The organism is Coxiella endosymbiont of Amblyomma nuttalli, from assembly GCF_018107685.1.
Lineage (GTDB): Bacteria > Pseudomonadota > Gammaproteobacteria > Coxiellales > Coxiellaceae > Coxiella.
This window is the reverse complement of the sequence record NZ_CP064834.1, coordinates 818,668-836,193: the sequence shown is the minus strand read 5'-3', so window position 1 is coordinate 836,193 and position 17,526 is coordinate 818,668. Positions and strand designations below refer to the sequence as shown.

Sequence of the window (17,526 nt, the reverse complement as noted above, 5' to 3'; positions counted from 1 at the left end):
TTTAAATATTTTATCAGATGTTTCTTCGGTGTTAGCTTATTCATTAGGTAACATGTATCGTTTAAGTAATGTATTTGCGTTACATAACTTCTCATAGTTCGATAGTATATCATAAAAATATAGCATTGCTATTGACTCAACTTATGCATTTAATCTTTACTTTTAATTCAGATATAATAATCAAGGATAGAAAAATTGATATTGCTTTCCGTGATACTATAAGTATTTGGATACTATCCTACATCACCATTATGATGTATATGTTATACGAATTACTATGGCCTACTATGTAGAACCTGTATTTTCTTGCTAATACTGTTGTATTTGCTGATAGAAACTGGTGATCCGTATTGTGGTTGTGCATTCTTAGGGATATCAAATTATTAAATTATATTTTTTAAATTTTTAGAGCTCCTGAACTGCCTAACTCTTGGAGAATTGGAGGAGAAGTTTGATCTTTGTACCGATATTATTGTTAACTATTTAAGCGATTAGCTACAATAGTTACCAAAACTCTTTTCAAAATATTTAGTTAAATAATATCCGTACTTATTTATTACATAATCTGTTGGATGCAATTAATCTTTTTGAGATATATTTAATCTTTCTAATCAGAGATTACATGTGGAGAGTTACATGTAACTACTTGAATAAAATCAAGTTATTGGCTGTTTCACGTTTTAATATTTCTATTTTTATTTGGATTTTTACAAATGTAGCTTTATTGAAAGTCAAGTCATGAAAGTATATGAAATTTTATCAAAATGTGGAAATATATTGGTTATGATGAGCTCTATGGCAGTAGATTTCGTATGTATTGATTATAAAGATTCGATGTTTCGTTTTTTATTTTTAAGGTAGTTAGTATATAGTTATATTTTAAATATTGATTGACGGAGAACATATGTTTAAAGCTTATTTACAACAGGAACAATTACAACTTGCTCGAAAAGATTTTATAGAGGTATTTTACATGGCTCGCTTTTGGATCTATTTAGGTTGGGCTGAAATTAGGTGGCGATATAAAAGATCAGTATTGGGACCTTGGTGGATTACAATTAGTATGAGTGTTTTTATTGGGGCCATTGGCATTGTATATAGTAAGTTATTTCAGCAGCATACCAGGTCTTATTTGCCTTTTCTTGTTTCAGGAATGTTAACGTGGACATTCATATCTTCGCTCATTATAGAAAGCACCAATTTATTTCAAGAAGCAAAAACTTATATTACTCAAATGAAAATACCCTATTTATTACAAGCTTTTAAATTAGTTTTTCGTCACTTAATTATTTTTGCCCATAATTTTGTAGTATATCCGCTCGTAATGTTGATTTTTCACAAAAATCCATTTTGGCAGTTTCTTGTTTTTATTCCAGGGATATTTTTAGTTACACTAAATATGTTATGGATTTCTGTTTTCGTTGGTATGGTTGGCACCCGATATCAGGATTTTGCCCAAATAGTTGGGAGCCTTATTACCGTAGCATTCTTTGTTTCTCCTATTACTTGGCAGCCTGAACAGTTGCATCAGCATCTTGCGGTTTTTTTATGCAATCCTTTTTATTATTTTTTAGATTTAGTAAGATCTCCTCTTATCGGAGTATTACCGCAAAACTCTAGCTGGGTATTTGGGATTGCTTTCTTATTCATAGGTTCTGCCATCACATTTTTATTTTTTACAAAATTCCGAAGAAAAATCGCTTTTTGGATCAACTGATGGCTAATATTCAATTAGAACATGTCGGTTTAAATTTTCCAATTTATGGTTTTGGTAGTCGTTCTCTAAAAAAAGGTTTGTTGGAAATCGTTGCTACAGGAGGAATGTTAAAATTTACTGATTCTATCATTACCGTAGAGGCTTTAAAAGATATTAATTTGTCGCTTTGTGATGGTGATCGTATAGCTTTAATAGGACCCAATGGTTCTGGGAAATCGACTCTGTTGAAAGTATTAGCTGGTATTTATGAGCCGCAAAAAGGCAGGATTAAGGTAGATGGTAGAGTTGGCAGCATTTTAGATATCCCTTTAGGCATAGATCACGAAGCTTCTGGTTATGAAAACATAAAAATTAGAAGTATGTTGTTACGTCTGTCCCGAAAACAAATACAAGTGTTAATTCCTTCTATTGAAGAATTTACTGAACTCGGAAGTTTTTTAAAAATGCCTGTACGTACTTATTCTTCTGGTATGTTAATTCGTCTTGCATTTGCTTTATCTACTATGCTTGTGCCTGATATTTTACTTATCGACGAAGTAATTAGTGTAGGAGATTCTACCTTTATGAAAAAAGCTCAAGCAAGGTTAGAAAAGCTCGTATATAGATCCAGAATATTAATTATCGCGTCGCATTCAACTCAAGAGCTCAGACGATTTTGTAACAAAGCACTATGGTTGGAACATGGAATAATGAAAATGTATGGTCCTCTGGATGATATATTTTTTACTTATCAAGAATCATTAAAGCGCGTTAACACATTGATAAAAATATGAGAGGAAGGTTTAGGGTAATTTATAATATAATTTAAATATTAAAATGCGAATTTCTGGACATTTTTTTAGCATAATCTAAAAATAACAGTCGATATTGTAGATAACATTGATTAGTCACTATAAAATAATTTATATTTTTTCTTTTACAACTTTTTTAGAAAAGATTAAATAAGATATCTGGGTTTTTTATTTTTCTAATTTTTATAGATTTTTTATGTTTGCATAGGATAAATAAATAAATGATCAAATAGTCTAATAAGGAATTAGTTAGTAAAAAAAACTTTTTTTATTTTAACTCTATTAATTATTTCGAAATTTAGTCATGCTCCAGCTAACCAGTTGAGATGTAATTTACTTTTTCGTGCTAATTTTAACAATTCTTTAATAGTTTTTTATCAGACTATTGATGTTTTTATTCATATTAATTATGTTATCGAATGATTTTATTCGATTTTTCTTGTAGATCACCTTACTATTAAGGCTTTCATACCGATTTTGTGGAGTGAAGAATGTGGTAAATTTCGATTTACTGGCATGTCTAAGGAATTTTTTTATGCAATGACTAATATAAAAAGCTGAAAAAAAGGATATAAACAAAATTGTCTGATTAAATTTTGTTGTTAAATCATACGTTTAATCATAGCAATATCTTGATCTTCAATTACAAAAGATTCGCTACACAAAGTATCTAATAAAGGGATTGCGCGATATAGATTATTCTTTTTAGTGATTAAAAATCCCGAATAAATAAATTGTGAGTATGTTATTTCTCCTAATTTTATTGCTTTATAGCTTTCTAAAAAAAAATCTTTTTATAGAAAAGAAATTTTCTGTAGAGATTAACAATGATTCCAATTCAAAATTGGATAGATTTGTATTACCTATATAGAGCAGCTATAACTCGATTCGTAACATTTGGGAAAATTCTTGAAGAGTAAATGGATCCTAAGGCAGTTGTAGATAGATGCTGACCATCATACGCGGTCCAAGATAGTTGTTACTCCTGCTTCACCAGGATGTCAAGTATGGTACAGAAATTCATCGGGATGCCACATTTCCTGTTTGCCTATATTTGCCTAAATTAACTAAGCGAAATGTTAAGTCATACGGACTGCAGATATAACCAACAAAGTCAATGTGTTTATCAGCACCTCTAATATTTATTTATTGAATCCTCGCGTTTGACAGATAGACAAGCACCATAATTACGATGATGTAGAGCATCTTTGATAATACCGTTGTTTTCCCATTTAAGTTGTTAATACAATCGTCTCCCAACACTTCTTCGAAGCTGGGATAACGAAAAGGATATAAGTCCTTTCGATTATTACAAAATTGATCCAAGTGCAAAACGATATGGGGATTTTTTTAAATTCCATAGACATGCTTTCTAAGTAACTTGGTTTTACCATCACGCCAGAATCACAAATAATAATAATATCTTCCTGAGAAGAAGTGATACCATGGTTTTTAAAAAATTATTTAAATCTATTATAAAATATTAATTAAAATAAATACTTAGATATCTAGAAAAACTAGATATGATATATCTTTCATGTCAACTATTACAAATTATATTAAGTTATTAAATTTAGTAGAATTTGGTAAATCGTTTTTATAATCTACCTTTTTATAATCTACCATTATGTCATTGTTGAATTGGCAATCTCATTTGTTTATTGCGCGATCATAAATTCCATTTATTTTCAGGTCCAAGTTAAAAGGAGAAGACGATATTAATTAATGGAGAATAAAAATTCTAATCAACTGAAATTAAATAGCCTTGATAAAGATTTAAGCAAATTTAAAAATAGAACAAAATTAATACAAATAGATTTAGATATAGTGTTTCCATTCTACCATTACTATTAGTGTTTTTAGATCTATTATGTTGTTCTTGCTTTTATGATTTTGAACTCTAAATTTTATTAGCAGATACTATCTTTAGTATATTTTATGATAACAATGCATTCTTTTTACATACATAAACCTTTTTAAAAAATACATTTTACAACATAATTCGGTTTAATACAGGCAGGTAGGTGTTTTAATCCTAGAACATCTAGATTAACTTATTTTTATGATTATAAAACTTAGAAATCAATTAATTTAAACTGAATATATGAATTATATATTAAAAATACGGATAAAACTTTAAATATGAAAAGATTTTAAAGGTTCAAATTTAGACATTGATTCATCTTTAGAATCTTTCAATATTATTTTAAAGTAAACAATTAAATTTTATTTTCAGTGTTTCCGGTGAAACAGGATTCGCTTTTACAACTGTCTACGAAAGTCAATATTGATCAAAATTCTCATTATATAATAAGGGGATATTTGAAAGGAAAAAAGTAATAAGACTACTGGAGAAGTAGAAAATTTGTTTTTCATACTTTTATTTATAAGTCATAAATTAACTGTTTTTACAGTTATTTCTTAATCTAAGATAAAGCAGCTTTCGTTGTGTTAATTACATTTCAAAATATAGTTTGTTGTCGAGTTAAAGCAAATATAAAGATTTTATTCTTACTAATTTCTTCTATTGTTTCTCCGTTTTGCAAGAATGCAAGCAGAGTACTATTTTATTGATATGATTTTTTGATTTCATAAATTTCTTAATTCTCTAAAGTAAATTCTATATAGATACTTTTATAATAAAAACGGATAATCCCATTTTTAATTATCACAAGGGAGTCATGCATTATACGATTCATCACTCTTCATCATTTTTTGATAATATCCTTCAAGAATTCAATATAACTATTTCAAGATATAAAACGATATTGAGTCGATGAGTAAGACATTGACAAAGAAATTTTTATTAATATAAATATATATTTATTGCTTTAATATGTTGTTATAATGATCAAAAGTTTACAACGTTCATTTAAAAAATACTTTAATACAATGAATGCAAAGTGAATAATTATAAGATTAATTATAATATGACTGAAAGTTTTCAATGAATTAACATATAAGAGATTATATGGTTGACGATATTTACCTGTTATTTTAGTAATATACTTTACGTAAAGTAAAACAAGATGAACAAGATGACATATATTAAAAATGCAATTATTGTACCCAGATATAAGTATATTATTGTTTATTGATGAATTCAAACATATTAATTAATACTTAGAATTTTTTGGTTTTTGAAACGATATCAATAAATCTTGATTGTATCTTGAAAATTCAGAAATTTAGAATGCCTTACTGAAGTGGAAAACTATCCTTAGTTAATGTACTTACAAAAGGAAGTACAACCGCAGAACTATAATACAACCTAATCACCTGTATATAAAGATCAATTTCCTGAAATTCATGCATATTTAAACCAGTTCCTAGATAATTGAAGCTAATTTTTAAAGACCATACTGTCACAATCATTTCTAAAGACGTTGACTATCATTGTTAATATTAAATATGATGCATTATTTTCCCAGGATATTTTTATCAGCTAAAGATAATTTTTATCTATAGTTGAGCAAAAGATTTGAGACGAAGTAGAAGTACTTATTGCGGTGCTTGCATAAACATCGGTACACAAATATATTGATTTTAATATAAAAAATAAACTACGAAGAAATTGCAGAATTTTTTAGTAAGTTTAGTGTTTAGTAAGCAATAGCAAAGGGTAAGTTTTATGAAAATATAAAAAAAAATTATTTATTTTATTACTAAAAACTCGCATCAAAATTGAAGATGAAAATACGAGTACTAAAATTTCTTGTTTTCATCATAATTAATTTTATGTTTCAAAAATATATTGGAAAATTTAGTGATAAAAATTATCTTATTATATTATAGAAATGGAACATAATGAAAAATATGTGCAATTGTAATTAATATCAAAAACGTCAGCTAAAATACAAAAAAATAGTTGGAATCTGTAAAGAAGATTGAATTTCATGAAATTCAATCATTATTTTACTAGTCGGTTACAAAAGTTTTATTGTATAATGATCTAATATAATAATTTAACCAATCAAAAAACGAATAGGATATATTACACTAAAGAAGTTGATCGTGATGTAATCGAACAATAATGAATGCATTTAAAATAGAATTAAAAAGTAAATTATCTGTCTTGTCATGAAGATTACTCTTAAATAAACTATTTCTGATATTACTCGCTACTCATTAATATTTTGATAAATGATCTTCCTGGGTAGAGATTTTACTCATGTTCGTTTATAGAGATTAGCCTAATAATTCTTGTGATACTAATAAAATAAAGACTAAAAAAGCATTTAGCGATAATTTTTCTAGTAACTATTTCTCTCGTTTCCACTGCAATCACGATATTAATTTTTTAACATCAATAAATTTATTTTTATCTCGAGCAATCCGAACATCCAGTAAAGCATCTAAGAACATACGATGACTAAAAAGTCCATAGATTTTGACCTAATGCGAGAGTATTCACAAAAAATTAGTACTAAAACTTGCAATAAATTTAATATTTCTTAAATATTTTGTTCTAGGGTAAAAACCGAAATAGCAGGTATAACGTTGATACCGAATAAGATGTGCAAAACAATAGTATTAAGGTAAAGGGATGATTAACAAGGCAGAAATGAGCAAAAGTAATTTTAAAGGTAATGATTAAACAATCATTTGCATAATCACTTGTATGGAAAAAACTAGTAATACCAACAAGCATCTTTTCAAGCATTTGCGTTTAACTGGAAACAAATTCACTAGCAATAATTGCGTTGAAAGATAATCACCACTAATACTCTAAACCTAAAAAACTGAGTTTATGATGAGGTTATAATGCGGGGAATAGCATACTCAGAATAGAGAAAAAAACATTTTAATGCCATACAAACGCTTTTATCATATGGTTCAAAACATAAAGAATAATAAAGATAGCATCAATAGCTTGCAGCAAGCAAGTGCAGCGTGATGTGTAAATACTATATATAAACAGTTAAATACTACAATGTAATCAAAACAAAAATTTTGGCATCAATAATAAAAATCATAAAAGTTTGTGGGAAAGATTTGTTCTTATAGAAAAACAATTCGCTGATGCAATATTGTATTTAATGGTCTACATAGATGTTTATTTACTTTGATGTAGAGAAACGATTCATTTATATCAATGACGTTCAAGATCATGAACCACTTAAGGCTTGGAGGATAAGTAGTTGGAATATGTATATCATTTATCCTGCTGTTGTTTCGGAGAAATTTTTCCTACTTGCTAGAAATACTACGACTTTATTTATGGTAACGCTGATAAGCGTATCTATTAAATTAGGCTCAAGATTATCGATGCTCATTTTGAGTACCAAATAGATAAGATCACCGTTGATGATTAGCAACAAATTTGCCATTATAAATCTTTTTTGCAAAGTTCATCATGCTGTTTAGAACTATCGTGCTTTCTTTGGTGTAGAATTTATGACATACGCCATAATTTCATGAGTTATTAACGAACCTGGACCAAACGAAATTGTTCTATCTTTCTTATTAGTAAATAAAGATGATTGCATAACTAAATCAGGGTGTAGAGATATAGAGGAGATAACATGTGATGGAAGGATAATATTTTTAATTGACATTGGACTAGATCTGATATATTGATAGGCGAAAATATTAGTTATACTCCCAGAGTAGGGCAGAATAGGTTTTATATGCAGAGATGAAATTTCAAACTATCGCTTCCATTGCTGAGAGCAGGCCCATAGAGCCTGTTTTTGCTTTTAGGCCAGCTGCTTTAAATCGCGCGGTCGATTATTTTTGCACTAAATTTAGTGGGCAGGTTTTGTATCCTGTCAAAACTAATCCGGAAAAACATATAATTCAGGCTGTCCATACACAAGGCGTTACTGCGTTTGACGTTGCATCTTACGAAGAAATTCGTGTCATTAAAAAGTATGCCTCGAGCGCTGAGCTTTATTTTATGCATCCCGTAAAATCTCCTCGTGTGATTCGAGAAGCGTATTTCAAGTACGGGGTCCGTCATTTTTCGTTAGATTGTGTAGATGAACTGGATAAAATTATACGTTCTACCGAGAACGCAAAAGATCTTTGTCTTTATTTGCGGTTAGCGATTCCTAACGCTTTTGCCGAATTTAATCTTACAGAAAAATTTGGCATTGATTTGCACGAAGCTCCTGCACTATTAAAACAAGTCCGTAAAGTATCTTACAAACTCGGTGTTACATTTCACGTGGGTTCGCAATGTATGCATCCAGATGCATATCGCATCGCGATTCGAATGGCAAATAAAGTTATTAACGAAGCACAAGTAGATATTGAATTTTTTAATGTAGGTGGTGGATTTCCTTCAATTTATCCGGGAATGATCCCACCCATGTTAGCTGTTTATTTTGATGCGATTCATGCCGAGTTAGCTAAGGTGGTTCAGAAACGCCCGCATATTCAATTATTGTGCGAGCCGGGACGCTCATTGGTAGCGGAGAGTACATCAGTGATTGTTAATGTGGAGCTTAGAAAAGATAATATGCTTTATATTAATGATGGTACTTACGGTAGTCTTTTTGATGCTGGAATTCCACATTTTATTTTTCCAGTTCATTTAGTACGAGTTAATAATCCCACGACAACAGTAGATCTCTTACCCTTCAGCTTTTATGGTCCTACATGTGATTCTTTAGACTATATGAAAGGTCCTTTTTATTTGCCCAATGACGTAGAAGCAGGAGATTACATTGAGATTGGTCAAATTGGAGCATATGGTCGAACACTATCAACCAAATTTAACGGATTCAAACAAAAAGAAGGTGTTATTATGGTTGCAGATGAACCACTGATGACGATGTATTCCGATGACTATATTACACACGAGCCATTAGAAGTTATTGCTGCCTAAAATCACTAACCCTAAGGAACACTGATGAAAAGCCAAACTTTGCCAACATTTTCTTCCTTGAAATCAGAACTTTTGCAACAAGCTATTGAACACATTGATATCACGCACTTTGATGCACGTCCTTTGATCGATTCAATGGCTCATATGTCCTTTACATCGCGTGATCTTGCGAGAGCTACACGTATTTTTAATCAAATGCTTCAAGACAAAGAATGCAGTATTATTTTAACGATTGCGGGATCATCATCGGCAGGTGGCTGTATGAAACTCTATGCAGATATGGTGAAGTACAACATGATGGATGTTATCGTTGCAACAGGTGCAAGTATTGTGGATATGGATTTTTTTGAAGCATTGGGTTTTCGGCATTATCAAGGTACTCCGTCATTTGATGATCGACAATTGCGTGAGCTATACATTGATCGCATTTACGATACCTATATTGACGAAGAGGATTTGCAACGCTGTGATCGTACTATTTACGAAATTGCTAATAGCCTTTCTCCACGTCCTTACAGTTCTCGAGAATTTATTCGTGAGATGGGGGCTTATCTTACAAAGGGCAATGCTAAAAAAGAAGAATCATTGGTACAACTCGCGTATGAGTATGATATTCCAGTTTTTTGTCCCGCTTTTACCGACTCTTCAGCAGGTTTTGGATTAGTATTACATCAAGTGGAAAATCCAGATCGTCATTTGACAATTGATGCGATTCGTGATTTTCGCGAATTGACAGATGTTAAAATCAAAGCAGGCACAACGGGTTTGTTGATGATTGGTGGTGGTGTACCCAAAAACTTCGTGCAAGATATTGTCATTTGTGCGGAAGTGATCGGCAAAGAAGCTGATATACATAAATATGCTGTCCAAATTACCGTCGCGGACGTGCGGGATGGTGCGTGTTCTAGTTCAACGCTAAAAGAAGCTTGTTCCTGGGGAAAAGTAGATATTACTGATGAACAGATGGTTTATGCCGAAGCCACTTCCGTATTGCCGCTTTTAGCAAGCGATGCTTATCATCGAGGCTATTGGAAAAGTCGTCCGCGTCGGCACTATACACAATTATTTAAAGCTGAATGATGAAATGCCTACCTTCTAAAGAAGCATTTTTGGGCCTCGAATTTGAAAACTCGGTGAGTTATGAGCATGCGAAAGCAGTAATTATTCCTTTTGGGCTTGAGCGTTCTGTCAGTTATGGTGCTGGAACTGCTAAAGGGCCTGCGGCAATGATTCAGGCCTCTCACGAACTAGAATTATTTGATGAGACGCTTTGGTGTGAGCCTTATCATCACATCAATGTAGTTACGCTTGAAGAGCCAATAATTGAAAATGATGTGTCACAAGCATTGAAACAATTAGAAACATTAGTGGGACGGGTTCTCGATGATAAAAAATTTCCTTTTGTTTTTGGTGGAGAACATTCTATCACTGCAGGATCTATTCGTCCTTTCGTTAAAAAGTATGAGCATATAGCTATTTTACATTTTGATGCACATGCTGATTTACGTGACGGGTATCATGGCGAGTATTATTCACATGCTTCTGTGATTAGACGATGTTTAGATCATCCTAATGTTGAGGTTGTTTCAGTAGGTGTTCGCAACATTTCGATGGGAGAAATCTCTTTCTTTGAAGCGAATCGTAATCGTATTCACATTTATTGGGCTAAAAATAAAAAGTCCTGGAATGTACATGAAATGACTTCTCATTTAAAAAATCGGCCAATTTATCTTACTTTTGATGTTGATGGATTTGATACCAGTCTAATGCCAGCAACAGGAACGCCTGAACCAGATGGTTTATTTTGGCATGAAGTCCAGGAAATCATTACAGTAACAAGTAAGATGGGGACTATTGTAGGTGCTGATATTACTGAACTCGCACCTATCCAGAATTTCCATAGTTGCGATTTTTTAGCGGCGAAATTGGCCTATAAAATTCTCTCATTAGCTTTTACAACTTCTATATCGAATGTTTTTACCTAAGCCTTTACATATATTCTTTAAACAATACAGCAAAAAGAATATAGCAGAAAGACCAGCGATTTATGTTTCGTATACTTGATAGTAGCTAGTAATAGCCAGAGTGTTTCTGATAGCGAAACATTCTTTATCATCAACAATAGGTCTGATGTATTTGGTTTCCTCAAAATCTTTGATATAACTTCATGATGATGTAGCCTAAGATTTTTTCAAAATAATCAATGTATCATAATGAAAAGATAAGAATAATTAGGTTACAAATGAGTACAAATAGTAGGATCAAATTATGTGTTAAAGTGCAAATATGGTGAAACACTGAGTAAATCTTGGGATAAATGGCATCAATACATAACACTGGGTAAAGTGAAACATTTGTGATCATTTATTTTGTATGTTTTATACTAACAGTGTTAAAAGCATATCCTAACTGTTAATGTCGATTTAACATTGCTGCACACTTGTTTTTACACTACGGGTAGAAAAATTTGTTGCTGTGAATATAACATGTGTGTCAAGCTGCTTTATTTTCTTTGTAGCCACCACAAATACCTACGAATTAAAGCTATTACGAATGTAATACCTTATTTTCGTCTACTTCTCTAATTTATGTTAGTGGTAATTTTCATTCATTTCACTAGCTTCTATATAAGTCAGTAATTTGCATCTTAGAATATTTTTGCTTTGTACTGATAGACTCCTTCCATTGTTATTAATTCAAAGACTGATACTATATCGTAACTAATTGATTAAAGAAAAAAGTATATCTATGTCGAGTAACGAATGTTGAGTTTCTGATTTATTGCTTGTTTGATTAAACATCGTGAAATTAAAAATTATCATTTTTGCAAGGTGTTGGATAATGTAAATAGAGAAACAATAAAAAAGTGACGGAAAAATGACTGATTTTTAGGTATATTAGTTCTAACTATACTCAACTATGATACTTAGAAGAAAAGGATGCTCTCATATAAAAAGACGAAAATCTTTTTAAGGTTTTTATCAAGGAACAATCATCTTACTTAGGTGAGTTGACGTGTTAGTCTAATAGCTAACTAATCTTAGTGTTAAGAAAATGTATGCTTATATTAGCTAGCTAATATAATCTTTTCACATCGTGTGATAATAACTTGTTTTCGAATAACATCAATATGTTATCGGTTAGTAATCGATCATGTTTGAATTTCACGAGACTTGCAGAACCTAAGCTTAATCTATTAGGAATACATGGCAATTGTAGGATTAAAAACATTTAGTTTCTATTAAATTTCATTGTGAAATAAAGAAAAACTATTTATAAACTCCTGCTTCTTGCTAAGGAGAAGGAGTTTGTACATGCATTTAAGGAATTGGTGCTTATCAAATAATAGGTTAGTGCTGATTGATTTTTTGGTTTTCTCAGGAGAATTTGCGAGTAGGGAATCTGCGACTGTTATCAATTGCAATGTTTTATCGGTCATGATTAACACGTGAAACTAGCTGTGATTAAATAACCATGATATGGATATTTTGTGGTAGATATTACAGAGGAGGCACTATTATATGTGTGTTTGCTCCTTGCATTATCGCGATTGCTTCAATAGGTTGTATGAGTACGGCGTTTGTGGAGATTAATACGACGAAAGTTAATCAGTAAATGACACTCTACTTGAATCAATACCTTAGTATTTTGGAACCATAATAGTATCTAAAAATATGACTCAATTTCGATATATTCGTTAGGTTGTTATAATTCTAATTAAAGCGTTATCTTCAACTCTCTCCATAATTGTATGGAGGTTGCTTTATATTTTCAAGGTTCCAAGTGAGGTAATACTGGCTAATAGCCTCGAATAAGACCACCTACACTTGGATCTATTTTAATTATATTATTTTAATTATTATTATTATTGATGCTATTGTTCTATCTCATTTAATTGGTGGAGTATAGGATGGTGATTATCAATTGAAATTTACGATTTGATGATAAATTAGGTGACTAATTGACTCATGATAGTTTTAAAGTTTGCTGTAAATCGACGCTATTGCTATTGTTGGTCAAGTACCGTATCTATAATATTTTTGGTAATTTGAGCACTATTAAGTATTTTATTAAGATAGCAATATTTTGTATACGATTATTTGCAGCGGAATAGATGATCAAAATACAAATACAAATGTGAAAAACTCATTCAACTGGGTGAAAAAGTTTTTTGAAACTTTGGAGTGTCAAAGTCTCTGCAAGCTACAGGTAATTAAAACAGTATTAGCATTAGAACAGGTGACGTGATCATTACAACTAGTGCGGTTTGAAAATGTGTGAATTATATTTGTGCTATTTATTAGCTAGCTGGTTAACTGGTTTTCGGTGACTACAATTGATTAATTACTCCATTTTTTTCAAATCCATTTTCCGAACAGCAGCAATATCGACTATTATTCGAGAACTTATTTTTTTGTTGCCTGAAAAATAGACGATGGGCATTAGTATTAAAGTAATACTACTGCTTGCACTTACTTCTATCATTGCAAAAACACTCAAATAGACTGGCCTAATGGATAACAAATTTATAATGACACGAGTGAGATGGAGATACTTTTATCAATAAGAAATACAAGTGTAAATATTAGAGATAGATAAATATGGATATGGTGTTGATGCAATCCTATATTAGTCTCGATGATACTCATTTCCATTTAAGGTAGGTACCTAGACGAGAGAGGGCAATGCTGTCTGTGTGTGCATCTAGAAAAGCAGTATTTTGGAATGTTGATGGTTGATGGACAAAGCCAAGAATAAAAGCGTTAAAAATGGCCTTCGTTGCACAGAGAATTCTGATATGATAATTAAAGATAGTCTGATGAGAAGTGCAGCAATAGTATTAAATCTGGCCAGCAAAATAAGCGATTGAGTCACATATAGTATTAGTGCTCAAGAGGATTGATTATTATCATATCTAATTGTTTATGATACGACAGCGAGAGTGGCGGAATTGGCAGACGCGCTGGATTTAGGTTCCAGTAGGTTACCCTATGAGAGTTCAAATCTCTCCTCTCGCATTATAGAAAGAATAAAGATAAAGAAAGAGCAAAGAAAATCTTCTATGGAAAAGATTAGGAACATTAGGACAAGAACTGAAAACCAAGGTTGTAAGACGAGATGGAGAGAACTATCTGACCTAGATGGAAAAATCGCTAAACTAGGTGTTATAGCACAAAACTACTAGAATTGGTACTTGAAAGGTGTTGAATGATCTTATGGAAAGTCTATATGGTTGGTGTTGGGATTATTTAGTAGCCAAGCTAATCCGGGAAAGTATTGAGGCTGTTGTAAATCACTGGAGTGTCGCAGATTGAGAGTAAAATCGATGTAAAACCCATCGAATATGTTGTGTTGATTGCGCGATTATCTGTGTACTAAAAACTTCACTCGACTAAAAATGAGATTATCGAGTGCTTAGAGTACGATGTTACGCTGATAAAGATATTGATGAGATGCTTTTGATGCTGTGTAACAAGCATGATGAATGAAAAGAAGTGCAACTGGATAGTCTTAACCAAGTAGCTTTAGGCACTTTGTCTCTGTGCAGAGAAAAAGTTCTCTATATCATAAGCCTTCGCAATCAATATTCTCTATATCATAAGCCTTCGCAATCAATAGATAAACATACGTGCACACTACAACAATGAAAAACCATCGGATGGTAAAGGGTAAAATAAAGGATAAATTGAAAATTTTATGTTTATTAATGTCCATAATGTCTGCTGGATAAACTGACAGAATCCAATTTTATTAAAGCTATTGATGTTTTAGATATAAAATTTTGAAACTAATTATTTTTGGCAAGTAATGTGTCAGAAAATTGCCATATACATCAGAAAGCCTTAAGATATAAAAATAGGATTATCCCACGAGCTTTGTTGAGCATTATAGAACTGAGTATTGTAGAAAAATCGAGTCATTTCAAAAGTCATCTTAAGATTATTGTTGGCTGGAGTATTGGCTAAAGCAATTAAAGAACATAAAATTAAAACAGATTTTGATGGAGTTTGGGTGTGAGTGTAAATTGAAATATTAAGAACTTAGCGTGAGCAAAAAGAGAAAATTTTCTGCTATTATGTAAAATAAAAAGAGTTACTAGCGCGAATATCTTGATTGGTTATTCAAAGATTAAGCAGTGGTAATGATTTTAAGCTGAATTAAAACCAAAGATAAAGCCTCGAAGCCAAAGATAAAGCGTTTCTCTATTTAAGAAACAGTTCAAAAAAACAATATAAAGGTATACTAACTAATGAGTATTCTAGTTCCTATGGTAGTTGAACAGACATCACGAGGTGAACGAGCTTATGATATTTATTCTCGTCTTTTAAAGGATCGGATTGTCTTTCTCGTTGGTCAAGTAGAAGATCGTATGGCTAATTTAGCTATCGCGCAGATATTGTTTCTAGAGTCAGAAAATCCTAACAAAGACATTAACTTATATATAAATTCACCTGGTGGGGTGGTAACATCAGCAATGGCTATTTACGATACCATGCAATTTATTAGGCCAGATGTGCGTACCTTGTGTTTCGGTCAGGCGGCTAGTGCAGGAGCGATATTATTAGCTGGTGGAACCAAGGGAAAACGACATTGTCTTCCTCATGCTTCTATCATGATTCATCAGATATTGGGTGGTTATCAAGGGCAAGGAACGGATATACAAATTCATGCTAAGCAGACTAAACGTGTGAGTGAGCAATTGAACCGAATCCTATCTAAGCACACAAGAAAAACGATTGAACAAATCGAGAGAGATACCAATCGAGATTATTTTTTAACACCAGAAGAAGCCCGAGATTATGGATTAATTGATTCTATATTTGTAGAACGGTCGTAAGTGTTGAAATAAGTAAAAATAATCCCAATAAATAATACAAGTGGTAGTTGGAGGGTTGAATGAGCGCTGAAAAACCACAAATTTTGCATTGTTCGTTCTGTGGGAAAAGCCAACATCAGGTTCGTAAATTAATTGCAGGTCCCGCAGTTTTTGTGTGTAATGAGTGTGTAGATTTGTGTAATGATATTATTCGTGAAGAAGAAATTGCTCAAACGATCGAAACTCGAAAAAAAATATCAACACCTCCAGAAATTCATTGGATGTTAAATCAATACGTCATTGGCCAGGATTTTGCGAAAAAAGTTCTTTCAGTAGCAGTTTATAATCATTATAAGCGACTCAGCAGCCAAATTAAGATTAATAACGACGTCGAGGTTAGTAAAAGTAATATTTTGTTAATTGGCCCAACTGGTTCCGGGAAAACTTTGCTAGCACAGACGTTAGCAAGAATATTAAATGTACCTTTTGCTATGGCGGATGCTACTACTTTGACTGAAGCGGGATATGTAGGCGAAGACGTTGAAAATATTGTTCAAAAATTATTACAAAAATGCAATTACGATGTAGAAAAAGCAAAAACAGGTATCATTTACATCGATGAAATTGATAAAATTGCCCGTAAGACGGATAGCCCGTCATTAACCAGAGATGTATCAGGTGAAGGTGTGCAACAAGCTTTGTTGAAACTTATCGAAGGTACTGTGGCGTCAATCCCACCTCAAGGAGGTCGCAAACATCCGCAACAGGAATATCTACAAGTGGATACTTCGGATATTCTATTTATTTGTGGTGGTGCATTTGCTGATTTATATAAAATCATTCAGCGTCGAACGGATAAAAGTGGAATTGGTTTTGCAGCACAAGTCCGCTCCCAGGAGGATTCTACGAGTGCTTCTGAATTAATTAGACGAACGGAACCAGAAGATTTAATCAGGTATGGCCTCATTCCCGAATTTGTGGGACGTTTGCCTGTGATTTCAACATTAGAAGAATTAGACGAAAACGCTCTAGTACGTATATTAACCGAACCTAAAAATGCGTTAGCCAAACAATACCATAAATTATTCGAATTGGAAGGAGTGGAAATTAAGTTTCGCGAAGATGCGTTACGACAAATCGCAAAACGAGCTATCCAAAGAAAAACGGGTGCACGTGGACTGCGTTCAATTGTGGAGCACACGCTGTTGGATTTAATGTATGAGCTTCCCACTGTAACGGGGTTGAAAAAAGTAATCATTGACGCAGGAGTTATTGATCAAGTTTCATCACCGTTATTTATTTATGAAAATGAAAAGCCCCTCGCAAAGTGGGGCAAAAGTAATTGAATAATTAAATTAATTGAATAATG

Annotated in this window: 7 protein-coding genes and 1 tRNA gene; all 8 read left to right on the top strand. The window is 32.0% G+C overall.

Annotated features, from left to right (window positions below):
- Positions 1–904 precede the first annotated feature (904 nt).
- The 8 genes from CEAn_RS03020 (at position 905) to clpX (ending at position 17,503) form a co-directional block, all read left to right on the top strand.
- Positions 905–1,717, top strand: coding sequence for an ABC transporter permease (locus CEAn_RS03020; protein ID WP_211923730.1), 813 nt, complete (start codon positions 905–907; stop codon positions 1,715–1,717).
- Entirely contained in the window at positions 1,717–2,490 is a 774-nt protein-coding gene (locus CEAn_RS03015; protein WP_211923729.1) for an ABC transporter ATP-binding protein, read from the top strand. The genes CEAn_RS03020 and CEAn_RS03015 overlap by 1 nt, the downstream gene beginning before the upstream one ends.
- 5,656 nt (positions 2,491–8,146) lie before the next feature.
- On the top strand, positions 8,147–9,340 hold the full coding sequence (locus tag CEAn_RS03005; protein ID WP_211923728.1) for a type III PLP-dependent enzyme: 1,194 nt from the start codon (positions 8,147–8,149) through the stop codon (positions 9,338–9,340).
- 24 nt (positions 9,341–9,364) lie between these two features.
- Positions 9,365–10,420: a 1,9-bis(guanidino)-5-aza-nonane synthase gene (locus CEAn_RS03000; RefSeq protein WP_369804511.1), complete on the top strand. Its 1,056-nt coding sequence runs from the start codon at positions 9,365–9,367 to the stop codon at positions 10,418–10,420.
- Entirely contained in the window at positions 10,420–11,325 is a 906-nt protein-coding gene (gene speB, locus CEAn_RS02995; protein WP_211924178.1) for an agmatinase, read from the top strand. The genes CEAn_RS03000 and speB overlap by 1 nt, the downstream gene beginning before the upstream one ends.
- A gap of 2,951 nt (positions 11,326–14,276) precedes the next feature.
- A tRNA-Leu gene (locus CEAn_RS02990) sits at positions 14,277–14,358 on the top strand.
- Between the two features lie 1,232 nt (positions 14,359–15,590).
- Positions 15,591–16,178: an ATP-dependent Clp endopeptidase proteolytic subunit ClpP gene (gene clpP, locus CEAn_RS02985; RefSeq protein WP_211923727.1), complete on the top strand. Its 588-nt coding sequence runs from the start codon at positions 15,591–15,593 to the stop codon at positions 16,176–16,178.
- A gap of 59 nt (positions 16,179–16,237) precedes the next feature.
- Complete coding sequence (gene clpX, locus CEAn_RS02980; protein WP_211923726.1) at positions 16,238–17,503, top strand: ATP-dependent Clp protease ATP-binding subunit ClpX; 1,266 nt, start codon at positions 16,238–16,240, stop codon at positions 17,501–17,503.
- Positions 17,504–17,526: the final 23 nt, after the last annotated feature.